The following is a 21,778-nucleotide window of genomic DNA, read 5'->3' on the forward strand; positions in this document are numbered from 1 at the left end:
TTTTTCTTCCCTGGAGATCGTGGCTGCCATTGAACGCGGGAAGAAATGGGGCGTCGTTGATACGCATCAAGACAGCTGCGGGATGGGCGCCAGGGCGGCCTTCGGCGGATGCCGGGAGGCCGGCGGGAAGCCCTCGGGCAGCAATTCCTGCTAGGATGCCCCTCCCCTTTGCCACCACCGTTACCGAGGAAAACCGAGCGGATGCTGCCGATTATCTACCGCGACGAGCACCTGATCGCCATCCACAAGCCCCCCGGCCTGCTGGTGCACCGTTCCCTGGTGGACCGGCACGAGACCCGCTTCGCCGTGCAGCTGCTGCGGGACCAGATCGGCCAGTGGGTCTACCCGGCCCATCGCCTGGACCGGGGCACTTCCGGCGTGCTGCTGTTCGCCCTCAGCAGCGACATGGCCCGGGAACTGGGTCGCCAGTTCGAGGCCCAGACGGTGCACAAGACCTATGTGGCGGTGGTGCGCGGCCATCCGGAGGAAGCCGGCGTCATCGACCATGCCCTCAGCCGCCAGTTCGACGACGGGGAATGGCAGGGGGAGCGCATGAACCGGGAGCCCCAGGCCGCCCTCACCCGCTACCGGCGCTTGGCCACGGTGGAACTGCCGCTGGCGGTGGACCGTTATCCCAGCAGCCGCTACGCCCTGCTTGAACTGGAGCCGGCCACCGGCCGGCAGCACCAGCTGCGGCGCCATCTCAAGCACATCGCCCATCCCATCATCGGCGACGCCACCTACGGCAAGGGCAAGCACAACCGCTTCTTCGCCCAGCACTTCGCCTGCCCGCGCCTGCTGCTGGCCTGCCTGCGTCTGGAAGTGAGACACCCGGCCAGCGGCGCCCCCCTGCTGCTGGAAGCGCCCCTGGAGGGCGATTTTGCCCGGCTGGTGGCCGAGCTGGGCTGGGCCCAGGCCCTGCCGGCGGGGCTCGCCGGCCAGACCTGAGACACGGCAACGGGGCCTAGCGCCCCTTGCGGCCGCCGTTGTTGGCGCCGCCCCTGCTGGCGGACTTGCTGCCGCCCTTCGCCCCGCCCTTGCCGCTCCGCTTGGGAGCGCCCGTCTTGGCAGCGGCCGGACTCTTGCCGCGATGACCGCCCTGACCCGGACCGCCCGCTTTGCCGCCAGGGGCGGACTTGCCGGGCTTGCCACCGCCGGAACCCGCACGGGGCTTGCCTTGCGGAGCAGCTGCCCCCAGGGCTGGCTTGCCCGTGGTGTTCTTGCGCCAGGTCACCACCTCGTCGTCGCCGGCCGGACCTTCTTTCTTTTCCTGGGCCAGGATGAAGTCGATGCGGCCGGACTCCAGGTCGGCCCGCACCAGCTTCACCCGCAGGCGGTCGCCGAGGCGGAAGCGCTTGCCGCTGCGTTCGCCCAGCATCTGGTGCTTGGCCGGCTCGAAGTGGAAGTAGTCCTCGCCCAGCTCCGAGACATGCACCATGCCTTCGACGAAGACCTCGTCCAGGGCGACGAAAATACCGAAGGCGGCGACGCCGGCGATGGTGCCCTCGAATTCCTCACCGATGCGCTCCTTCATGTAGAAGCACTTCAGCCAGTTGTCCACGTCCCGGGTGGCCTCGTCGGCCCGGCGCTCGGTGCCGGAGCAATGCAGGCCGATGTCTTCCCACTTGCCCGGGTTGTAGGTCTCGCCGGCCAGCACCGCCTTGATGGCGCGATGCACCAGCAGGTCGGGATAGCGGCGGATGGGCGAGGTGAAGTGGGTGTAGGCCTCGTAGGCCAGGCCGAAGTGGCCCAGGTTTTCCGGGGCGTACTGGGCCTGACGCAGGGAGCGCAGCATCACCGTCTGCAGCAGCTGGGTGTCGGGACGGCCCTGGATCTTCTCCAGCAGCTCGGCGTAATCCTTGGCCTTGGGCTCGTCGCCGCCGGCCAGGGAGAAGCCGAATTCGCCGAGGAAGGCCCGAAGGTTCTCCAGCTTTTCCGGCGTCGGTCCCTGGTGCACCCGGTACAGGCAGGCCTGCTTGTGCTCATGCAGGAAGCCGGAGGCGCAGACGTTGGCCGCCAGCATGCATTCCTCGATCAGGCGGTGGGCGTCGTTGCGCACCACGGGCACGATGTTCTCGATTTTGCCCTGGGCGTTGAACAGCATCTGGGTTTCCACCGTCTCGAAGTCGATGGCACCCCGCTTCTTGCGCGCCTTGAGCAGCACCTGGAAGAGCTTGTAGAGGTTCTGCAGGTGGGGCTGCAGGGCCTGATGCACCTCGTTCTCCGGCTGGCTTTCGCCGGACAGCCAGCCCCACACCTGGTTGTAGGTGAGGCGGGCATGGGAGCGGAACACGGCCGGGTAGAAGCGGTACTTGCCGATGCTGCCGGTGGCGCTGATGTTCATGTCGCACACCATGGCCAGCCGTTCCACGTCCGGGTTGAGGGAGCAGATGCCGTTGGAGAGCTTCTCCGGCAGCATGGGAATGACCCGCCGCGGGAAATACACCGAGTTGCCCCGGTCGTAGGCCTCCTGGTCCAGGGCCATGCCCGGACGCACGTAATGGGAGACGTCGGCGATGGCCACCACCAGGCGCCAGCCCCGGCCCACCTTCTCGCAGAAGACCGCATCGTCGAAGTCCCGGGCGGTCTCGCCGTCGATGGTCACCAGGGGCAGCTCACGCAGGTCTTCGCGGCCCTTGAAGTCGCTCTTCTTGACCTTGTCCGGCACCGCCTTGTTTTCGGCCTGGGCTTCCTTGGAAAACTCGAAGGGCAGGTCGTGCTTGCGCAGGGCGATTTCGATTTCCATGCCCGGGTCGGCATAGTTGCCGAGAATCTCGACAATGCGGCCGATGGGCTGGGAATAGCGGGAGGGTTGCTCCAGGATTTCCACCATCACCACATTGCCGGGCCGGGCCTTGAGCTTGGCCCGCTTGTCGGTCATGGCGGTGGGGGGAATCAGGATGTCCTGGCTGATGCGCTTGTTCTCGGCCACCACGAACTGGATGCCGTGCTCTTCCATGAGCCGGCCCACCAGGCGGGTGTTGGCCCGCTCCAGCACCTCGACGATGGTGGCCTCGCGGCGGCCGCGGCGGTCCAGGCCGATGCAGCGCACCAGCACCCGGTCGCCGTGCAGCACCTTGTCCATCTGCTTGGGCTCGAGGAACAGGTCGTCGCTGCCGTCGTCCGGCTTGACGAAGCCGAAGCCGTCCGGATGGCCTTCCACCTTGCCCGGAATCAGGTCTGCCTTCTCCGGCAGGATGTAGGAGTTCTTGCGGTTGCGCAGCAGCTGGCCGTCCCGCTCCATGGCGTTGAGACGGCGTTGGAAGAGGTCCTCCTCATCCCGGCTGATGTCCAGCAGGGCCACCAGCTGGTCGAAGGAAACGGGGCGTCCCTGGTCCTGCAGCAGCTGCATGGTGTATTCCCGGGACGGCAGGGGAATCTCGTACTTTTGGCACTCCCTTTCAAAGAAGGGATCGTTTTTTCTGGTTTTGGATAGTTTTCTAGTTGACATGGTCTTTATTTACCTTATAATCGCGCCTTCTTCGACACCTGCCCAGGTGGCGGAATTGGTAGACGCACCAGGTTCAGGTCCTGGCGGTGGCAACACTGTGGAGGTTCGAGTCCTCTCCTGGGCACCAGGTTTCAGACATCAAGCCGGCTTTTGCCGGCTTTTTGTTTTTCTGCTTCCCGTTTGCACGGGTTTCCCCAGCCGCCACAATTCCCGCCAGCCGGGACGCACCCTGCCCTGCCATCCGCAAGGACGACATGGGGGCGACAGCCATGGCAAAAATCGGGTTCTGCAGCGACGGTAAAAAATTAATCATTTTTCCTCTTGCGGTAGTACCGCAGGCTTCATTATAATGCGGGCTCTTTTCGACACCTGCCCAGGTGGCGGAATTGGTAGACGCACCAGGTTCAGGTCCTGGCGGTGGCAACACTGTGGAGGTTCGAGTCCTCTCCTGGGCACCAAGGTTCAGGCAAAGCCGAAAATTCTTCAAGGATTTTCGGCTTTTTGCTTTTCCGGCCCCGCTTCCGCAACGGCTGCCGGTCCGGCACTCCCCCCTCCCCGCACCACCATCCCCATTCGCAACGGCGGCAGAGTACGCACCTCCCGCAGTCGCAGGGCACGAATGCCCCCGGCGATACTGGCTGCCGGCAAGCTTAAGGGGAGTTGACGACAATCAGGACGACACTCAGGTTAAAGAAAAAAGCCGGCGCTCTGACGCCGGCTTTTTCGCTCAGGCGGCGAAGGGATGCCGCTTGAGGATGGTTTCGTCCCGCTCCGGACCGGTGGAGACGATGTCGATGGGAATCTCGCACAGGGTCTGGATGCGGTCCAGGTAGGCCTGGGCCGTGGCCGGCAGGTCTTCCCAGCGCTTGGCGCCGAAGGTGGTTTCCTTCCAGCCGGGAATGGTTTCGTAGATGGGCTCGCAGCGGGCCACTTCGTCGGCACCGATGGGCAGCAGGTCCAGCACCTTGCCGTCCAGCTTGTAGCCGGTGCAGATGTGCAGTTCTTCCAGGCCGTCGAGCACGTCCAGCTTGGTGATGCACAGGCCGGTGACGCCGTTGATGCGGGCGGAGCGGCGCAGGGCGGCGGCATCGAACCAGCCGCAGCGGCGCTTGCGACCGGTGACGGTGCCGAATTCCTTGCCCTTGGTGGACATCTGGTGGCCGGGACAGCCGGCGGTGTCGATATCCAGCTCGGAGGGGAACGGACCGCCGCCGACACGGGTGCAGTAGGCCTTGGTGATGCCCAGCACGTAATGCAGCATGCCGGGGCCGACGCCGGCGCCCGCTGCCGCCTGGCCGGCAACGCAGTTGCTGGAGGTGACGAAGGGATAGGTGCCGTGGTCGATGTCCAGCAGGGTGCCCTGGGCGCCTTCAAACAGCAGGTTCTGGCCGGCCTTGTTGGATTCGTAGATGGCAGCGGAGACGTCAGCCACCAGGGGCTTGATCTGTTCCGCATTGGCCAGGGCCTGTTCCAGCACGGCTTCGTAGGAAACGGGCTCGGCACCCAGCATCTTGGTCAGGATGAAGTTGTGGTACTCCATCACGTCCTTCAGCTTGGCGGCGAAGCGCTCCGGGTTGAACAGGTCGTACACCCGCAGGCCGCGGCGGGCCACCTTGTCTTCATAGGCCGGACCGATGCCCTTGCCGGTGGTGCCGATCTTCTGGTCGGCGCACTTGGCGGCTTCCCGCGCCTTGTCGATGGCGGAGTGGTAGGGCAGGATCAGGGGACAGCCGGGGCTGACCTTGAGGCGGGAACGCACGTCCAGGCCGCCCTCTTCCAGGATCTTGATTTCGGCCAGCAGATGCTGGATGTCCAGCACCACGCCGTTGCCGATGTAGCACTGCACGCCGTCACGCACGATGCCGGAGGGCACCAGGTTCAGCTTGTATTCGCGCTCGCCCACCACCAGGGTATGGCCGGCATTGTGCCCGCCCTGGAAACGCACCACGCCCTGGGCGTTGTCCGTCAGCCAATCGACGATCTTTCCCTTCCCCTCGTCGCCCCACTGGGTGCCGACGACCACGACGTTCTTAGCCATACTGCTTAGTCCTTATTGATTGCTGCAATAATCCATTTGCCGTCCTGCTGCACCAGCCGGCGGTCGCAGGGCAGACCTTCGCTGCCGGCCTGGCCGGGCAGGAGTTCCACCACGGCCTCGCCTTCGGCCCGCAGACGGGCGATGGCGGCGGCCAGCTGGGCATCCTCGCCGCCGTAGGGCGCCAGGATGGCTTTTGAAACCTGGGTGGCGGGGGCCAGGCGGGCCACCTCGCGCAAATCCATGGAGAACCCCGTGGCGGGACGGGCCCGGCCGAAGGCTTCACCAGCGCCGTCGTAGCGGCCGCCCAGGGCCAGGGCGGTGGCGTAGCCGGGGCTGTAGGCGGCGAAGACGACGCCGTTGTGGTAATGATAGCCGCGCAGGTCCGACAGATCGAAACTGATGGGCAGGTCGCCGGCCTTGGCGGCCAGGGCCGAGAGCAGGTCCAGGCCGGCGTGCACCGCCGGCAGGTCGGGCAGCTGCTGCCGGGCCTTGGCCAGCACGGAAGCATCGCCATAGAGGTCGGGCAGGCGCAGCAGGGCGGAACGGTAGGGCTCGGGCAGGCCGGCACAGGCGGCCTGCAGGCCGGGGATGTCCTTGACCTGCAGCAGGGCGAACACTTCCTCGTCAGCCGCAGCCGGCAGGCCGGCGGCCTGGGCGATGGCGCGGAAGATGCCGACATGGCTCAGATCGAGGCGGGCGGCGGAGAGGCCGGCCCCTTCCAGGGCGGCAGCCATCAGGCGGATGATCTCCAGGTCGGCTTCGACGCCGGCATGGCCGTAAATCTCGGCGCCGATCTGGATCGGCTCCCGGGTGCCGGCGGTGGCCGCTGGCAGGGTATGCAGCACGCTGTCGCAATAGCAGAGACGGACCACGCCCTGGCGGTTGAGCAGGTGGGCGTCGATGCGAGCCACCTGGGGCGTGATGTCGGCACGCACGCCCATGGTGCGGCCGGACAACTGATCCACCAGCTTGAAGGTCTTCAGGCGCAGGTCCTGGCCGGACCCGGTGAGCAGGGATTCCAGGTACTCGAGCAGGGGCGGCATGACCAGTTCGTAGCCATGGCAGCGGAACAGGTCCAGGGTCTGGCGCCGCAGGCGCTCGATCTTGGCGGCCTCTGCCGGCAGGGCATCGGCCAGGTATTCGGGTAGCAACCAGTTCATTTGAAAATCATCAACAGTATGAGGCCCGCGATCATGGCGGTGAGGCCAATGAAGCGGATCTGGCCGTCGCTCATGGCGATGAGGCGGCGAAACGTCTCGCGCCAGGCCTGGGGCGCGAGAAAGGGAACGACGCCTTCGAGCACCAGCATGAGCGCGAAGGCGAGGAGGAGATTATCGCCCATAGGCAGAACGACGGCCGACTTTACTTGCCGCTGCGGCCGACGTTCTTCATGTACTTGAAGAAATCGGAATTGGGTTCCAGCACCATGACATCGCTCTTGCTCTTGAAGGTGGAGCGATAGGCTTCCATGCTGCGGTAGAAGGCGAAGAACTCGGGATTCTGGCCGAAGGCCTGGCCGTAGATGGCGGCAGCCTTGGCATCGCCCTCACCCTTGATCTTCTGGGCATCCCGGTAGGCTTCGGCCACCAGCACTTCGCGCTGGCGGTCGGCGTCGGCGCGGATCTTTTCGGCCTCGGCAGCGCCCTGGGAACGCAGTTCGTTGGCCACCCGCTTGCGCTCGGCCTCCATGCGGCGATAGACGGACTCACTCACTTCCTGGGGCAGCTCGACGCGCTTCAGGCGCACGTCCACGATCTGCACACCGATCTTGCGGGCATCCTGGTCGGCCTTTTCCCGCATGTCGTCCATGATCTTGTCCCGCTCGCCGGAGACCACGTCATGCACCGTGCGCTTGCCGAACTCTTCCCGCAGGCCCGCATTGACGGTCTGGGAGAGACGGGTACGGGCCCGGGATTCGTCGCCGCCGACGGAGATGTAGTACAGCTTGGGATCGACGATGCGCCACTTGACGTAGGAATCCACCAGCACGTTCTTCTTTTCCGAGGTGATGAAACGCTCGGGTTCCGGGGAATCCATGGTCAGGATGCGGCGATCGAAGAAGCGGACGTTCTGGATCAGGGGCCACTTGAAGTTGAGGCCGGGTTCGGTGATGACCGACTTGACCTCGCCCAGCTGCTGCACCACGGCGTACTGGCGCTGATCCACGGTGAACAGGCTGAGGGCCAGCACCACCACGATGGCGGCCACCAGGCCGCCGATAAGACCGAAGCTCTGTTTCATCTCTGGGGCTCCTTAGCGGCCGTCCCGATCCCGGGAACGCAGGGAAGCGTCACGGGAACGTACATCGTTCTTTTCCAGCTGGGGCGGAACGTCGTTGGAAATCGACACACCCCGGTTCACGGTGCTTTCAACGGCCTGGGCGGCCGGGACGCCGGCATGGCCGGGCGCCGCCACGGTTTCCATCAGCTTGTCCAGGGGCAGGTAGAGCAGGTTGTTGCCGCCCTTGGCATCCACCATGATCTTGGAGGTGTTGGCGTAGATCTGCTGCATGGTTTCCAGATAGAGGCGCTGGCGCGTCACCTCGGGTGCCTTGGCGTATTCCACGAGGATCTGCTTGAAGCGGCTGGCGTCGCCCTCGGCGGTGGCGATCATGCGCTGCTTGTAGCCGTCGGCTTCCTGCAACAGGCGGGCGGAGGTACCCTTGGCCCGGGGGATGACGTCGTTGGCGTACGCCTGGCCTTCGTTCTTCTGCCGCTCCCGGTCCTGACCCGCCTTCACCGCATCATCGAAGGCTGCCTGGACCTGCTCCGGCGGCTGGGCATTCTGCATGGTGACCTTGGAAATGAGGATGCCGGTGTTGTAGCGATCCAGGATGTCCTGCATCAGCTTGGCCGCCTGGGCCGCCACCTGCTCCCGGCCTTCGTAGAGGACGAAGTCCATCTTGCTCTTGCCGACGATTTCCCGGATGGCCGTTTCGGAAGCCTGCATCACGGCCTCGTCGGCGTGACGGTTGTTGAACAGGTATTCGACCGGGTCCTTCAGGTAGTACTGCACGGCGAACTGGATGTTGATGATGTTTTCATCATCGGTCAGCATCAGCGCCTCTTTCAGCACCTTGTTCTTCTCGCTGCCCCGGTAGCCCACCTCAATGGTGCGCACGCCGGTGAGATTCACCAGTTCGTGGGATTCGATGGGGAACGGCAGACGCCAGCGTAGGCCCGGTTCCGTGGTTTCCTTGAACTTGCCGAACTGCAGCACCACGCCGCGCTGGGAAGCGTCGACGATGTAGAAGCCGGAGGCCAGCCAGACCACGGCCACCAGGGCCGCCAGGAGGCCGATGCCGCCGCCGAAGAGCTTGGGATTGAAGTCGGAGGGGCCGCCGGAATCGCCGCCGCCAAATTTGCCGTCGCCCTTCTTGCCGAACATGCCGGACAGGCGGCGGTTGAAATCGCGCCACAGGTCTTCCAGATCGGGAGGTCCCTGGTTGGGACGGCGGCCGTCGCCATTGCCACGATTACCCCACTGGGGGTCGTTAAGCGACATCAGAAGTCCAATGCTAGAGATCATGTCGGGGAACTCTTATTGAGGGCGGTATGAGGGGCCGGTGATCCGGTCTAAACGTCTTGCACTGCGTCATTCGCACTAGCTGCCGCGGCATCGTCCGCAGAGGCCGCTGTCGTCATGCTGAGTGAATTATCCCGGGCAAACTCCGTCAGCGCCTGGCGCAACAAATCCAGGCCTTCGCCGGTCCTGGCACTCAATCGGACGCGGTGAAGTTTACCATACTCGTCCCGCTCCACAGCGGCGGGCAAGCCCGTAAGGTCGGCCTTGTTCCACACCAGAATCTGGGGCACCTGGTCGGCACCGATCTCGTGCAGCACCTTGTTGACTTCGGCAATCTGCTCCTCCCGGGCATGGGAGGCGGAATCCACCACATGCAGCAGCAGATCGGCCTGGGCCGTGGCTTCCAGGGTGGCCTTGAAGGCCTCCACCAGGGCGTGGGGCAGGTCGCGGATGAAACCCACCGTGTCCGACATCACCACGGAGCCCACTTCCGGCAGCCACAGCTTGCGGGAGGTGGTGTCCAGGGTGGCGAAAAGCTGGTCCGCCGCATAGACGCCGGCCTTGGTCATGGCGTTGAACAGGGTGGATTTGCCGGCGTTGGTATAGCCGACCAGGGACACGTTGAGCACATCGCGCCGGGAACGAGCCCGCCGCTGCACATTGCGCTGGCGCGACAGCTTGGCCAGGCGCTCCTTGAGGCTCTTGACCCGGACGCCAAGCAGACGGCGGTCCGTTTCCAGCTGCTTTTCGCCGGGACCGCGCATACCGATGCCGCCCCGCTGCCGCTCCAGGTGGGTCCAGCCCCGCACCAGACGGGTGGCCAGATGCTCCAGCTGGGCCAGTTCCACCTGCAGCTTGCCTTCGGAACTGCTGGCGCGCAGGGCGAAGATGTCCAGGATCAGGCTGGTGCGGTCGATCACCCGGCATTGCAGGGCCCGCTCCAGGTTGCGTTCCTGGGCCGGCGACAGCTCGTGGTTGAAAATCACCAGGGTGGCATCATGGGCGGCGGCGACGGCACCGATTTCCTGCACCTTGCCCTTGCCCACATAGGTGGCCGCATCGGGCGCACCCCGCTTGGCCACCAGCACATCCACCACTTCGGCACCAGCCGAGCTGGCCAGCAGGCGCAGTTCTTCCTGGGAATCCTCGATGTCGGGCTGGCCGAAATCTACCTGGATCAGGAGGGCGCGCTCGGAACCGGGGACCCTGGGGTCACCGGCGGAGGGACGATCAAACATGGATTAGGAGCAGACTGGCCGCAACCGGCCGAAAACGACGCGGCCCGCCGGTGATGCCAGCGGGCCGGAAATGCGTATGCGGGGAATGATCACGACTCGGCGCCGTTATCCTGCTGGATATTGACGGGGCGGGCCGGCACCACGGTGGAAATGGCATGCTTGTAGACCATCTGGGTCACCGTGTTCTTGAGCAGCACGACGTACTGGTCGAAGGACTCGATCTGGCCCTGGAGCTTGATGCCGTTCACCAGGTAAATGGAAACCGGCACATGTTCGCGGCGGAGCGTGTTGAGAAACGGGTCTTGTAAAAGTTGCCCTTTATTGCTCATGGCTGAAACTCCATGGTTCGTTGTTATGGAAAAAGCACTTTAATGGATTTTCCGGGGGAAAGCCACCGGGCAAACCCGTAGATTCAGGACTTTTTCTCGCGGTTTTTGTAAAAGGTGTCCCGCGGATTGCCGATCTTGCGCACTTCCTTGGTGGCGAAAGGATTGTGGCTGGTGTTGAACTGGACCCGCAGGGGCGTGCCCTGCAGTTTGAACACTTCGCGGAAGGTATGTTCCAGGTAGCGGCGATAGCTTTCCGGCAGGGAATCCAGGGCGTTGCCGTGGATGACGATCAGGGGCGGGTTGGAGCCGCCCTGGTGGGCATAGCGCAGCTTGGGGCGGAAGATGCCGCCGTGACGGGGCGGCGCCTGGCGGGCCACGGCGTCCAGCAGCACCCGGGTCAGCTTGGGCGTGGGCAGCTTGGCCATGGCGGCGGCGTAGGCCCGGTCCACGGAGGTGAACAGCTTTTCCAGGCCCAGGCCCTTGAGGGCGGAAATGTAGTGGAAGGTGGCGAAGCTGAGGAATTTCAGCTTGTGTTCCAGATCCACCTTGATGCGCTCGCGCCGATAGGCGTCCAGGCTGTCCCACTTGTTCACCGCCACCACCAAGGAGCGGCCGGATTCGACAACGAAACCGGCGATGTGGGCGTCCTGGTCCGAGATGTCCTGGTCCGCGTCCAGCACCAGCACCACCACGTTGGCGTCCTCGATGGACTGCAGGGTCTTCACCACGGAGAACTTCTCCACGGCTTCGAAGACCTTGCCGCGGCGGCGCAGGCCGGCGGTGTCGATCAGGGTGTACTTGCGGCCGTTGCGCTCGAAGTCCACGAAAATGGCATCCCGGGTGGTGCCGGGCATATCGAAGGCGATGACCCGCTCTTCGCCCATGAGGGCGTTGATGAGGGTGCTCTTGCCCACGTTGGGACGACCGACGATGGCCACCCGGGGCGTTTCGTCCTTGGCGTCATCCTCGTCCGGCTCGGGAAAATCGGCCAGGGCCATTTCCACCAGATCCCGCACGCCGTCGCCGTGGGTGGCGGAAACGGGAAACGGCTCGCCCAGGCCCAGTTCGTAGAAGTCGGCCGCCACCACCGTGTGCTTCATGCCCTCGGCCTTGTTCACCGCCACCAGCACCGGGCGCTCCAGCTTGCGCAGCTTGTTGGCGATTTCCTTGTCCTGGGCGGTAATGCCGACGCGGCCGTCCACCACGAAGACCACGGCGTCCGCCTCGGCGATGGCCTGCTCGGTCTGTCGTGCCATCTCGTGGAAAATGCCGTCCTTGGCCAGGGGCTCGAAGCCGCCGGTGTCCACCACCAGATAGGGCTTGCTGCCCACCTTGCCGTGGCCATAGTGGCGGTCCCGGGTCAGCCCGGGCAGGTCGGCGACGATGGCGTCACGGGTCTTGGTCAGGCGATTGAACAGGGTGGACTTGCCTACATTGGGCCGGCCGACCAGTACCAGGGTGGGTTTCACGAGTAATGCTTTCTGCTTGGATTATTGAACGTCGAGGGCGAACACGCCGCCGCCCTGGGTCTGGAACAGCCAGCCGCTGCCGTAGCTCTGGGGCGCCGCCACCACGGCAGTGCCGTCGGTGGTGAAGCGGGCGCTGAAGGAGCCGTCGTCCCGGTTGAGGAAGTGGATCACGCCCTTGACGTCACCCACCGCCACCAGGCCGTGGGCCACCCGGGGCATGGAGAGCTGGCGCAGGAAGAGCTTGTCCTGCTTCCACAGGGAGGTGCCGCGGAAACGGTCCAGGGCATGCACGGCGCCCTTGTCGTCGGCGACGTAGATATTGCGGCTGTCCATGGCCAGACCGGAGGCGGAGGACATGTCCCGGGCCCAGATCAGGTTGCCGTTGGTCAGGTCGAAGCAGGCGACGCGGCCCTGGTAGGCCACGGCGCACACCTGGGGACCGTCGAACACGGGGGGGCTGGTGATATCGGCCACCCGGTCCAGCTCGGTAGTGCCCTTGGGCAGGGCCACGGTGCCTTCCCAGACGGCGGCGCCATTCTGCAGCGACACCGCCACCAGCTTGCCGCCGGGGAACCCGGCGAAGACGTAGCGTTCGGAAATCACCGGCGACGCCGCATTGCGCAGGGATAGGGCCGGGTTGTTGCGCTGATAGACCCACTTGCGCTTGCCGTCGGCCGGATCGAAGCCGTAGAGGCGGTTGTCGCCGGTGCGCACGACGACGATGTCGGCGCTCACGGCTGCCGCCGCCAGGATGTCGGAACTAGCCCGGGCCTTCCACAGCTGCTTGCCGTCCTTGGCGTCGAAGGCAATGATTTCGCCCTTGGGCGTGCCCACCACCACCAGACGGCCGTCGCTGCCGACACCGCCGGAGAGGGGCTGGCCGGCGGAAACCTGCCAGGCCTGCTTGCCGTCGTCGAAACGGGTGACGCTGCCGTTGTTGGCGGCCACATAGACGCTGGAATCCACCACCGCCGGCGTGAAGACGTAGTCCTCGGCCTTGCCGGCCCGGCCCTGCCACAGGCTCACCACATTGACGCTGGGCTTGATGGTGTCCAGCTCGGCCATCTTGACCTTGGAGGAACTGGCGAAGGGATTGATCTTGTCCAGGGAAGAACAGCCGCCCAGGGCGGCTGCCAGCAGCAGGCTCAGGAGGGCGGGACGGAATTTCACTTGGCCTCTCCCAGGGCATCGGCCTTCTGTTGCAGCACCTGACGGTAGGCGGCGGCCGCCTGGGCATCCTGGGCGCCGCTGCCGGCCTTGGCGGCGGCATCGATGGCGGCCAGGGCGTCGGCGAAGGCCTTGCGGGCTTCGTCCTTCTTGTCCTGGGCCAGGAAAATATCGCCACGCACTTCGGCATAGCGGGCCGCGAAGGCGGGTGCCGGCTTGGCTTCCAGCTGCTTCAGGGCCTCGTCGTAGGACTTCTCGTCGAGCAGCACGGCGGCCAGGCGCAGACGGCCCAGGTCGCGCAGCTCGTCCTTGCCGTTCTCGGCCACCCAGGCCAGCTGCACCTTGGCGGTCTTCAGGTCGCCGCCATCGAAGGCCACCTTGGCCGCGGTCAGGGCGCCGAGGGAGGCGTAGGTGGAGCCCTTGTAGTTTTCCAGCAGTTCGCCGGCAGCCGCCTTGAGGCGCTGGGCATCACCTTCCAGGGCGGCCTTCTGCAGCACACCGAAAACCACGGCGGCCTGGGCCGACTGGCGGCCCTGGTACCAGTTCCAGCCCTGCCAGCCGGCAACACCGATGGCGGCGGCGAGCAGGATGCTGGTCACCAGGTTGCCGTGCTGCTTCCACCAGGTCTTGATTTCGTCGAGCTGTTCCTGCTCCTGCAAGTCGTAGACGGCCATTATTTCTCTTCCCAATCAATGATTGAATCCATCAGGGTGGCAGGCAGATCATCCACCTTCACCCGCTGTTGTTCGCCCTTCTCGCCGTCGGCGCTGCGCAGGGACTTGAGGCTCACCTCCCCTGCCGCCGCCTCGTCGTCGCCGATGATCACGGCGAAGGCAGCACCGCTGCCGTCGGCCTTTTTCATCTGGCTCTTGAAACTGCCGCCGCCGCAATTGAGGAGCACGGCCAGGCCGTTGTCCCGCAGCCCTTCGGCGACGCGGAAGGCGAGCCGGCTGGCGGCCTCGCCCTGGTGCACCACGTACACATCCACCGGCTCCGGATTGCCCGCCAGATCCTGGTCCTGGATCAGGGCGATGAGGCGTTCCACCCCCATGGCAAAGCCGCATGCGGGCGTGGGCTTGCCGCCCAGCTGCTCCACCAGGCCGTCGTAGCGGCCGCCGGCGCAGACCGTACCCTGGGCGCCGAGACGGTCGGTGACCCATTCGAACACGGTCAGGTTGTAGTAGTCCAGCCCCCGCACCAGGCGCGGATTCACCGTATAGGGCTGGCCGGCATCCCGCAGCACCTGCTGCACGCCTTCGAAGTGGGCCAGGGATTCGGCGCCGAGGAAGTCGATCAGCTTGGGGGCGTTGGCGCACAGCTCCTGCATGTCCGGATTCTTGGTATCCAGAATGCGCAGGGGATTGGTGTGCAGGCGGCGCTGGGAATCCTCGTCCAGCCGGTCGGCATTGGCCTGGAAATAGGCGATCAGCTCGGCCCGGTGCCGGGCCCGCTCTTCGGGCTGGCCCAGGCTGTTGATCTGCAGGGTGATACCTTCCAGACCCAGGTCGTCCCACAGGCGGGCGCCCATGAGAATCTGCTCGGCGTCCACATCGGGACCGGCGAAGCCGAAGGACTCCACGCCCACCTGGTGGAACTGGCGGTAGCGGCCGCGCTGGGGCCGCTCGTGGCGGAACATCTGGCCCATGTAGTAGAGGCGGCGCGGATGCTGGGCCGCCAGGCTGTGCTGGATCACGGCACGGACGCAACCGGCGGTACCTTCGGGGCGCAGGGTGAGGTTTTCACCGTTGAGGGCATCCTCGAAGGAATACATTTCCTTCTCGACGATGTCCGTGACCTCGCCGATGGCCCGCTTGAAGAGGCCGGTGGGCTCCACGACGGGCATGCGGATGGGGCGGTAGCCGTAGCTGTGCAGCCAGGAACGGACAACCTCCTCGAAGCGCTCCCACAGCTCGGCTTCGTCGGGGAGGATGTCGTTCATGCCGCGGACGGCTTGTAGTGTTTTCTGACTCATAAACCTGGTTTCATTATCGGGAAGGGCCGGACACCGCCCACAGGCGGCGCCGGCCCCGGTCCCTGGCAATCACGGATGCAGTTTGCGTTGGTAGGTACGGGCCACGTAGCGATCCACGATGGCCTTGAATTCTTCGGCGATATTGTCGCCCCGCAGGGTAACCGTCTTTTCCCCGTCCTCAAACACCGGGGCCGCCGGCACTTCGCCGGTGCCGGGCAGGGAAATGCCGATGTTGGCGTGCTTGCTCTCGCCCGGACCGTTGACCACGCAGCCCATGACCGCCAGGGTCATGTTCTCCACGCCGTCGTACTCGGTGCGCCACTGGGGCATCTGGGCCCGCACGTACTCCTGGATGGTGGAAGCCAGTTCCTGGAAGAAGGTGCTGGTGGTACGGCCGCAGCCGGGACAGGCCGCCACCATGGGGGTGAAGGCGCGCAGGCCCATGGTCTGCAGCATTTCCTGGGCGACGATGACTTCACCGGTGCGCTTGCCGCCGGGCTCGGGGGTCAGGGAGACGCGGATGGTGTCGCCGATGCCTTCCTGCAGCAGCACGCCCATGGCGGCGGTGGAAGCGACGATACCCTTGCTGCCCATGCCGGCTTCGGTCAGCCCCAGGTGCAGGGCGAAACGGGAACGGGCCGACAGCTCCCGGTAGATGGCGATCAGGTCCTGCACCCCGGAAACCTTGCAGGAGAGGACGATGTGGTCGGCCGGCAGGCCAATCTCCACGGCCTTCTCCGCCGACTCCAGGGCCGAGGTGACCATGGCCTCGCGCATGATCTGCACCGCGTCCTTGGGTTCGGGCCGCTTGGCGTTCTCGTCCATGATGCGGGCCAGCAGGTCCTGGTCCAGGCTGCCCCAGTTCACGCCGATGCGCACCGGCTTGTCGTACTTGCAGGCCAGCTCGATCATCTGGGCGAACTGCTCGTCCCGCTTCTTGCCATGGCCCACATTGCCCGGGTTGATACGGTACTTGGCCAGGGCCTGGGCACACTCCGGATGGTCGGTGAGCAGGCGGTGGCCGTTGTAGTGGAAGTCGCCGATGAGGGGCACGGAGAGGCCGAGGCGATCCAGGTGCTCGCGGATCTTCGGCACGGCCGCGGCCGCTTCTGGCGTGTTCACGGTGATGCGCACCAGCTCGGAGCCGGCCCGGGCCAGTTCGGCCGTCTGCAGGGCGGTGGCGAGGTAGTCCTCAGTGTCCGTGTTGGTCATGGACTGGACCACCACCGGGGCATCGCCGCCGATGGTGACGCCGCCCACCTTCACGCCCAGGGTCGGGCGACGGGGAATGGAATAGGGATCAGACATGGATCAATCGAGGCTGACGCGGGCCACGTCGTCCTTGCTGCGGGGTTCCAGAGGCACATCCCGGCCCTTGTAGGTCAGCTTGACGTGGGAAGCATTGCCCACCACCAGGGAGAAGGGAGGCACACCTTCCACTTCCCGTTCGCTGCCGGCGGGGTTGAGTTGGGAAAAGACGATCTGGCCGCTCTTGTCCTTCACTTCGACCCAGGAGGGCTGCTCGAAGCGGAACTTGAAGCGGGCCTGGCCGGCGGCCACGGCGCCGCTGGGGGCCGGGGGGGAAACCGTGACCGGGGCGGGGGCGGCCACGGCAGCGGGAGCTGCCGCTGCCACAGGAGCCGGTGCCGCGGCCGCAGCAGGCGGCACAGCGGCAGCTGGCGCCTGCTCCGGAACCCCGGTGGCGGCAGCTTCGCTGCTGTTGCCTTCGGCCGGAGCAGCAGGCGGGAAGGCCTGCTCGGGCTCCGCTTCGGCGGCGGTTTCAGCGACGGGCTCGGGCTCCGGCGCGGACTGCCAGAAATCGGCCGGCACCAGGAAATAGGCGGCCACGGCGACCCCCACCATGAGGGCGGCGCCGGCCACGGCGGCCAGATCGCGGCGCTTGCCCTGGCCCGGCTGGGGCAGGGAGGCGGCGGAGGCTTCGGGCAGCACGATATTGGGATTGTCCGGGGTCTGGGCCGCCTTGATCTGCTGCAGCAGGGGCGTGGCGTCCAGATGCAGCAGCCGGGCGTAATTGCGGATGAAGCCGAGGACGAAGGTCTGGCCCGGCAAGGCGTCCCAGTTGTCGCTCTCCAGGGCATCGACTTGGCGATAGCTGATTTTCAGCAACTGGGCCACATCGGCCACGGACATCTGACGGGATTCCCGCGCCTGGCGCAGGACGAGGCCAACACTGACCTCGGGCCGGGACTCCGCGGCGGGAGATTCCTCGGCCAGGGTTTCTTGAACGAGTTCGCTCATTCGAAATTGCCTTTCAAGAGGGCCTGGGTTTCCCGGGAGCCCGGGAAACGGCGGCGCAACTGGGCGTTGTAACTGGCCTCTTCGGCCCGGTCCCCGAGCTTGCGGGCCAGGCGCAGGCCCAGCCACAGGGATTCGGGAGTGGGATCGCTGGCCTTGTGGAATTCGCGCACCAGCCGGTAGGACTCGTCCAGGTCATCCTGGCGGTACTTGAGGCCGGCCATGGCCAAGGTGGCCTGGAAATCGTTGCGGGCGAGGCGCAGCGCCCGGAAATAATAGTTTTCCGCGCCTTTCAGGTCACCGATTTTCTCCGAGCACCGGCCCGCATTCAGATAGGCACGCTCCGGCGTCGGGTAGAGCGGGTTCTTGATGGCGTTGTTGAAGTAGGCGATGGATTCCTTCTCCCGCCCGACCTGGCAGAGGAACCAGCCGAAGTTGTTGTTGATTTCGGGGTCGTTGCCGGCAAGGGACAGGGCGCGACGGAAGCTCTGCTCCGCCGCCTCGTTTTCCCGCAGGTCCATGTGCACCAGGCCCAGCACGTTGTGGGCCGGGGCATAGCTGGAATCGGCGGCGATGGCAATGCGCAACTCCTCCAGGGCCGTGGCCAGCTGGCCGTCCTGAAAGTACAGGGCCCCCAGCTCGGTATGGATCTTGGCCGAATTGCGGGCATTGCCGGTGACCGTCATCTGGGACTGGGGACCTTCGGCCAGGGGCTGGCTGGAGGGGGCACTGGGATTGCTGTTGCAGGCCGTCACCAGGGCCGCCAGGCAGCACATCAGAAGCGGGAGCGTGGGCAGCCGGAAGGGGGTCTTGCTCATGGTCGCATCTCCTGAATCGGGATGGTCCGCCGTTCGTTGCGCCGGGTCTTGTCCTGCACCTGACCGGCCAACTGGCCGCAGGCCGCGTCGATGTCGTCGCCCCGGGTCTTGCGGGTGGTGGTGACGACGCCGGCCTGGATGAGGATGTCGGCAAAACGGCGGATGCGCTCCGCCTTGGAGCGGCGGAAGGGCGATCCCGGGAAGGGATTGAAGGGAATCAGGTTGAACTTGCAGGGCACGTCGCGGGTGATGGCCAGCAGTTCCCGGGCATGGGCATCGCTGTCGTTCACCCCGTCGAGCATCACGTATTCGAAGGTCACGAAATCCCGCGGCGCCTTTTCCAGGTAACGCTGGCAGGCAGCCATCAGTTCCGCGATGGGGTATTTCTGGTTGATCGGCACCAGCTCGTCCCGCAGCTTGTCGTTGGGGGCGTGCAGGGAGACGGCCAGGGCCACCGGGCATTCATCCCGCAGGCGGTCCATGGCTGGCACCAGGCCGGAAGTGGAGACGGTGACGCGGCGACGGGAAAGGCCGTAGGCGTTGTCGTCCAGCATCAGTTTGAGAGCGGCGACGGCGGCCTCGAAATTGGCCAGGGGCTCGCCCATGCCCATCAGCACCACATTGCTGATGATGCGCTCGGCCTTGTCCGGGTGGCGGGGATCGACCCCCAGGGCCCGGTTGGCCTGCCACAGCTGGCCGATGATCTCGGACACGGCCAGGTTGCGGTTGAATCCTTGTTTGCCGGTGGAGCAGAAGGCGCAGTCCAGGGCGCAGCCGGCCTGGGTGGAAATGCACAGGGTGCCCCGGTCGTCTTCCGGAATAAACACCGTTTCCACCGCATTGCCGTTACCCACGTCGAAGAGGAACTTGCGCGTGCCGTCGTCGGACAGCTTGTCGCTGACGATGGCCGGGGGCAGCACGACCGCATTGGCCTTGAGCATTTCACGCAGGCTCTTGGCGATGTCGGTCATGGCATCGAAATCGGCCTGGCCGAAGTGATGCATCCAGCGCAGCACCTGGCGCGCCCGGAAGGGCTTCTCGCCACGGGCGGCGAACCAGGCCGTCAGGCCTTCGGCATCGAAATCGAGCAGGTTTTGCATCTGGGACTCTGATTGGGTGAGGGGGAACAACGAAAAAGCGGGACCGTCAGACCCCGCTCACCCGACTCCGATTAGCGACCGGAGTAAACGTTCATCGCCGGGAAGAAGAAGGCGATTTCGTTGGCAGCGGTTTCGGCGGCGTCGGAGCCGTGCACGGCGTTGGCGTCGATGGATTCAGCGAAGTCGGCGCGGATGGTGCCCGGCTCGGCCTTCTTGGGGTCGGTGGCGCCCATCAGGTCGCGGTTCTTGGCGATGGCGTTTTCGCCTTCCAGCACCTGGATCATGACGGGGCCGGAGATCATGAAGGACACCAGATCCTTGAAGAAGGGGCGTTCCTTGTGCACGGCGTAGAACTTGCCGGCTTCTTCGGCAGACAGCCAGGCCATCTTGGAAGCAACGATCTTCAGACCGTTGGTTTCGAAACGGGAGTAGATCTTGCCGATGACGTTCTTGGCGACGGCGTCGGGTTTGATGATGGAAAGGGTGCGTTCGATAGCCATGGTCACTCCGTGAATAGCTGGGTTTGGAAATAACTTTATATTTTACCAGACCTTAGGGGAGAACCCCAGCCCGGACGCCATTTCCGCACCTTGGCAGCACCACGGCAGCCGCCATCCCCGCCCCGGGGCCGGGACGGGAAACCGGCCGCCCTCCCCTGGCGGGAAGGCGGCCGCCGGGACTCAACCGAACTTGAAGAGGATACCGAACCCGGCCCGGGGATAGTTCCAGTCCACGTTGCCGTGGGTGTCGCAGACCACCCGGCAGGTACCGCATTCCAGGCAGCCGTCGGTGATCAGGCCGATCTTGCCCTCCTCGAAGGACCAGCAGCCGGCCGGACAGCAAACGACGCAGGCCCGGCTGACGCAGCCGTCGTTGCAGACGGATTCGTTCTTGATGCGGATGTGGGGCCGATCCGCATCGACCCGGTAGCGGTTCTGGAACAGCTTTTCTTCGACTTTCATCATGATCTATGTCCTTTTGAAGCGCTTCGCCCAAGGGAAACAGCGTGAAGCGCAGCGATCCTGGCTAGGCGTGCCGCCGCAGGCAGTACAGCTAGTACGGCAAGGCGGCACGGCCAGAACCATTTTGTTGGCACTTCCTCAGCGGGTGGCGCGCCACAGGCGGTAGGCATCACCCAGCAGCCCCAGCAGGCTGCGGCGTTCGCGGAAGGCGTTGAAGATGGCCTTTTCCTTGGTCGCCTTGTCCTGTCCATCCACGGTGAAGAACTCGTGGGCGGCGCCGTTGAGCAGGGCCGGGTAATCGGAGAGGAACTGGCGCTGGCTGTGCAGGGTATCCGGGATGTTGCGGTACTTCTTCAGGTCCTTGAGCACGATGCTGTCCTCCAGCCTGGCCTTGTAGCGGGCCAGGTTGGCGGCGGTGGAAGGCAGGCCCTTCTCCCCCAGTTCCAGCAGGGTCTCGGCGGCGAGGCGGCCGCTGGTCATGGCCAGGTTGGAGCCTTCCCGGTGCACGGCGTTCACGAAACCGGCGGAATCCCCCACCAGCAGCCAGCCTTCGCCGTACAGCTCGGGCAGGGCGTGGTAGCCGCCTTCGGGAATGAGGTGGGCGGCGTATTCCCGGGTCTCGCCGCCGGCAATCAGGGGCGCCACGGAAGGGTGCTGCTTCAGCTTTTCCAGCAGTTCCGCCGGGGTGGTGTTCTGCGCCTTCATGTCGGAAAGCATGCAGCCGATACCCAGGGAAATGGAGTCCTTGTTGGTGTAGAGGAAGGCGGTACCGGCCATGCCCTGGCTGATGCTGCCCAGCATCTCGATCACCACACCCTCGCTGCCCTTCAGGTTGAAGCGGGCCTCCACGGTTTCCTTGGGCAGGAAGATGGTTTCCTTCACCGCCAGGGCCACGGCGGCGGGCTTGATGTCCTCCCGCAGGCCGGCCCGGCTGGCCACCAGGGAATTGACCCCGTCCGCCAGGATCACGGTGTCGGCGTAGATCTTGCCGTCCTCCCGGTCCACCTCGACGCCGATGACCTTGCCGGCGGCATCCCGCAGCAGGGCGATCACCGTCATTTCGCAGATCACCAGGGCGCCGGCCTTCTGCACCTGCTCGGAGAACCACTTGTCGAAACGGGCCCGGATGATGGTGTAGCGGTTGCCCGGCATCTGGTTGAAGCGGTCGGAACGGAAGGTAGTGCCGACGTAGGACTCGTCCTCCATCACCCACATGCGCTGCTCGATGACGGTACGCTCCAGGGGGGCGGAGTCGCGGAAGTCGGGGATGATCTTTTCCAGGGCGTCGGCGTAGAGGATGGCGCCCTGCACGTTCTTGGAGCCGGGATACTCGCCCCGCTCCAGCTGCAGCACCTTCTTGCCGGCCTTGGCCAGGGTGTAGGCGGCGGCATTGCCGGCGGGGCCGGCGCCGACGACGATGACGTCGAATTTTTCGATGTTCTGGGTCATGAGG

The 21,778-nt window shown here is 65.3% G+C and carries 20 protein-coding genes and 2 tRNA genes; 3 read left to right on the forward strand and 19 right to left on the reverse strand.

Annotated features, from left to right (window positions below):
- Positions 1-201 precede the first annotated feature (201 nt).
- Positions 202-948, forward strand: coding sequence for a tRNA pseudouridine(65) synthase TruC (locus AC3QLZ_RS04625; protein ID WP_152088914.1), 747 nt, complete (start codon positions 202-204; stop codon positions 946-948).
- 16 nt (positions 949-964) lie between these two features.
- Here the strand turns inward: AC3QLZ_RS04625 and rnr are convergent, their stop codons facing one another.
- The gene (gene rnr / locus AC3QLZ_RS04630; protein ID WP_492783414.1) at positions 965-3,352 is read right to left on the reverse strand and encodes a ribonuclease R; all 2,388 of its coding nucleotides are present in this window, start codon (positions 3,350-3,352) and stop codon (positions 965-967) included.
- Positions 3,353-3,491: 139 nt separating this feature from the next.
- On the opposite strand from rnr, the gene AC3QLZ_RS04635 reads away from it, so the two are divergent.
- Positions 3,492-3,578 (forward strand) — tRNA-Leu (locus AC3QLZ_RS04635).
- A 244-nt stretch (positions 3,579-3,822) separates the two neighbouring features.
- Positions 3,823-3,909, forward strand: a tRNA-Leu gene (locus AC3QLZ_RS04640).
- 269 nt (positions 3,910-4,178) lie between these two features.
- On the opposite strand, the gene AC3QLZ_RS04645 is transcribed toward AC3QLZ_RS04640, so the two are convergent.
- From AC3QLZ_RS04645 to AC3QLZ_RS04730, 18 genes are all read right to left on the reverse strand, one after another.
- The gene (locus tag AC3QLZ_RS04645; RefSeq protein WP_492783415.1) at positions 4,179-5,489 is read right to left on the reverse strand and encodes an adenylosuccinate synthase; all 1,311 of its coding nucleotides are present in this window, start codon (positions 5,487-5,489) and stop codon (positions 4,179-4,181) included.
- Positions 5,490-5,494: 5 nt separating this feature from the next.
- Entirely contained in the window at positions 5,495-6,649 is a 1,155-nt protein-coding gene (locus AC3QLZ_RS04650) for an ATP phosphoribosyltransferase regulatory subunit (RefSeq protein ID WP_014238144.1), read from the reverse strand.
- On the reverse strand, positions 6,646-6,831 hold the full coding sequence (locus AC3QLZ_RS04655) for a DUF2065 domain-containing protein (protein WP_014238145.1): 186 nt from the start codon (positions 6,829-6,831) through the stop codon (positions 6,646-6,648). Before AC3QLZ_RS04655 ends, AC3QLZ_RS04650 begins: the two co-directional genes overlap by 4 nt.
- A gap of 20 nt (positions 6,832-6,851) precedes the next feature.
- Positions 6,852-7,730 (reverse strand): protease modulator HflC, encoded by an 879-nt coding sequence (gene hflC, locus AC3QLZ_RS04660; protein ID WP_014238146.1) that lies wholly within the window; start codon positions 7,728-7,730, stop codon positions 6,852-6,854.
- Between the two features lie 12 nt (positions 7,731-7,742).
- The gene (hflK, locus tag AC3QLZ_RS04665; RefSeq protein ID WP_043798355.1) at positions 7,743-8,993 is read right to left on the reverse strand and encodes an FtsH protease activity modulator HflK; all 1,251 of its coding nucleotides are present in this window, start codon (positions 8,991-8,993) and stop codon (positions 7,743-7,745) included.
- Positions 8,994-9,064: 71 nt separating this feature from the next.
- Positions 9,065-10,252: a GTPase HflX gene (gene hflX / locus AC3QLZ_RS04670; RefSeq protein WP_130458810.1), complete on the reverse strand. Its 1,188-nt coding sequence runs from the start codon at positions 10,250-10,252 to the stop codon at positions 9,065-9,067.
- Positions 10,253-10,341: 89 nt separating this feature from the next.
- On the reverse strand, positions 10,342-10,581 hold the full coding sequence (gene hfq / locus AC3QLZ_RS04675) for an RNA chaperone Hfq (protein WP_014238149.1): 240 nt from the start codon (positions 10,579-10,581) through the stop codon (positions 10,342-10,344).
- Positions 10,582-10,664: 83 nt separating this feature from the next.
- On the reverse strand, positions 10,665-12,050 hold the full coding sequence (der, locus tag AC3QLZ_RS04680) for a ribosome biogenesis GTPase Der (protein ID WP_014238150.1): 1,386 nt from the start codon (positions 12,048-12,050) through the stop codon (positions 10,665-10,667).
- A gap of 21 nt (positions 12,051-12,071) precedes the next feature.
- A complete protein-coding gene (gene bamB, locus AC3QLZ_RS04685; RefSeq protein ID WP_287873766.1) occupies positions 12,072-13,220 on the reverse strand; it encodes an outer membrane protein assembly factor BamB in 1,149 nt (382 codons plus the stop codon).
- Positions 13,217-13,891, reverse strand: coding sequence for a YfgM family protein (locus AC3QLZ_RS04690; RefSeq protein WP_205229900.1), 675 nt, complete (start codon positions 13,889-13,891; stop codon positions 13,217-13,219). The genes bamB and AC3QLZ_RS04690 overlap by 4 nt, the downstream gene beginning before the upstream one ends.
- Positions 13,891-15,189: a histidine--tRNA ligase gene (gene hisS, locus AC3QLZ_RS04695; protein WP_287873767.1), complete on the reverse strand. Its 1,299-nt coding sequence runs from the start codon at positions 15,187-15,189 to the stop codon at positions 13,891-13,893. Before hisS ends, AC3QLZ_RS04690 begins: the two co-directional genes overlap by 1 nt.
- 69 nt (positions 15,190-15,258) lie before the next feature.
- Entirely contained in the window at positions 15,259-16,497 is a 1,239-nt protein-coding gene (gene ispG, locus AC3QLZ_RS04700) for a flavodoxin-dependent (E)-4-hydroxy-3-methylbut-2-enyl-diphosphate synthase (protein WP_014238154.1), read from the reverse strand.
- Between the two features lie 3 nt (positions 16,498-16,500).
- Positions 16,501-17,448 carry a helix-turn-helix domain-containing protein gene (locus AC3QLZ_RS04705; protein ID WP_287873768.1) on the reverse strand — a complete coding sequence of 316 codons (948 nt, stop codon included), beginning with the start codon at positions 17,446-17,448 and terminating at the stop codon, positions 16,501-16,503.
- Positions 17,445-18,263 carry a type IV pilus biogenesis/stability protein PilW gene (gene pilW, locus AC3QLZ_RS04710; RefSeq protein ID WP_287873769.1) on the reverse strand — a complete coding sequence of 273 codons (819 nt, stop codon included), beginning with the start codon at positions 18,261-18,263 and terminating at the stop codon, positions 17,445-17,447. Before pilW ends, AC3QLZ_RS04705 begins: the two co-directional genes overlap by 4 nt.
- Positions 18,260-19,363, reverse strand: a complete 1,104-nt coding sequence (gene rlmN / locus AC3QLZ_RS04715) for a dual-specificity RNA methyltransferase RlmN (RefSeq protein WP_014238157.1) — start codon at positions 19,361-19,363, stop codon at positions 18,260-18,262. Before rlmN ends, pilW begins: the two co-directional genes overlap by 4 nt.
- 71 nt (positions 19,364-19,434) lie before the next feature.
- Positions 19,435-19,863 (reverse strand): nucleoside-diphosphate kinase, encoded by a 429-nt coding sequence (gene ndk / locus AC3QLZ_RS04720; RefSeq protein ID WP_014238158.1) that lies wholly within the window; start codon positions 19,861-19,863, stop codon positions 19,435-19,437.
- 180 nt (positions 19,864-20,043) lie between these two features.
- Positions 20,044-20,328 carry a ferredoxin family protein gene (locus tag AC3QLZ_RS04725; protein ID WP_014238159.1) on the reverse strand — a complete coding sequence of 95 codons (285 nt, stop codon included), beginning with the start codon at positions 20,326-20,328 and terminating at the stop codon, positions 20,044-20,046.
- A gap of 135 nt (positions 20,329-20,463) precedes the next feature.
- Positions 20,464-21,774: an FAD-dependent oxidoreductase gene (locus AC3QLZ_RS04730; protein ID WP_014238160.1), complete on the reverse strand. Its 1,311-nt coding sequence runs from the start codon at positions 21,772-21,774 to the stop codon at positions 20,464-20,466.
- Between the last annotated feature and the right edge of the window lie 4 nt (positions 21,775-21,778).

Source organism: Azospira sp. MPR-LB4, from assembly GCF_058809525.1.

What these genes read in the sequence shown, in the direction of transcription:
- AC3QLZ_RS04705 (WP_287873768.1), bottom strand. Translation starts at nt 17,448, where the DNA reads ATGAGCGAACTCGTTCAAGAAACCCTGGCCGAGGAATCTCCCGCCGCG.
- AC3QLZ_RS04645 (WP_492783415.1), bottom strand. Translation starts at nt 5,489, where the DNA reads ATGGCTAAGAACGTCGTGGTCGTCGGCACCCAGTGGGGCGACGAGGGG.
- pilW (WP_287873769.1), bottom strand. Translation starts at nt 18,263, where the DNA reads ATGAGCAAGACCCCCTTCCGGCTGCCCACGCTCCCGCTTCTGATGTGC.
- ispG (WP_014238154.1), bottom strand. Translation starts at nt 16,497, where the DNA reads ATGTCTGATCCCTATTCCATTCCCCGTCGCCCGACCCTGGGCGTGAAG.
- AC3QLZ_RS04725 (WP_014238159.1), bottom strand. Translation starts at nt 20,328, where the DNA reads ATGATGAAAGTCGAAGAAAAGCTGTTCCAGAACCGCTACCGGGTCGAT.
- hfq (WP_014238149.1), bottom strand. Translation starts at nt 10,581, where the DNA reads ATGAGCAATAAAGGGCAACTTTTACAAGACCCGTTTCTCAACACGCTC.
- hflX (WP_130458810.1), bottom strand. Translation starts at nt 10,252, where the DNA reads ATGTTTGATCGTCCCTCCGCCGGTGACCCCAGGGTCCCCGGTTCCGAG.
- hflC (WP_014238146.1), bottom strand. Translation starts at nt 7,730, where the DNA reads ATGAAACAGAGCTTCGGTCTTATCGGCGGCCTGGTGGCCGCCATCGTG.
- AC3QLZ_RS04655 (WP_014238145.1), bottom strand. Translation starts at nt 6,831, where the DNA reads ATGGGCGATAATCTCCTCCTCGCCTTCGCGCTCATGCTGGTGCTCGAA.
- AC3QLZ_RS04690 (WP_205229900.1), bottom strand. Translation starts at nt 13,891, where the DNA reads ATGGCCGTCTACGACTTGCAGGAGCAGGAACAGCTCGACGAAATCAAG.
- hisS (WP_287873767.1), bottom strand. Translation starts at nt 15,189, where the DNA reads ATGAGTCAGAAAACACTACAAGCCGTCCGCGGCATGAACGACATCCTC.
- hflK (WP_043798355.1), bottom strand. Translation starts at nt 8,993, where the DNA reads ATGTCGCTTAACGACCCCCAGTGGGGTAATCGTGGCAATGGCGACGGC.
- AC3QLZ_RS04730 (WP_014238160.1), bottom strand. Translation starts at nt 21,774, where the DNA reads ATGACCCAGAACATCGAAAAATTCGACGTCATCGTCGTCGGCGCCGGC.
- AC3QLZ_RS04625 (WP_152088914.1), top strand. Translation starts at nt 202, where the DNA reads ATGCTGCCGATTATCTACCGCGACGAGCACCTGATCGCCATCCACAAG.
- rnr (WP_492783414.1), bottom strand. Translation starts at nt 3,352, where the DNA reads ATGCAGCTGCTGCAGGACCAGGGACGCCCCGTTTCCTTCGACCAGCTG.
- ndk (WP_014238158.1), bottom strand. Translation starts at nt 19,863, where the DNA reads ATGGCTATCGAACGCACCCTTTCCATCATCAAACCCGACGCCGTCGCC.
- AC3QLZ_RS04650 (WP_014238144.1), bottom strand. Translation starts at nt 6,649, where the DNA reads ATGAACTGGTTGCTACCCGAATACCTGGCCGATGCCCTGCCGGCAGAG.
- rlmN (WP_014238157.1), bottom strand. Translation starts at nt 19,363, where the DNA reads ATGCAAAACCTGCTCGATTTCGATGCCGAAGGCCTGACGGCCTGGTTC.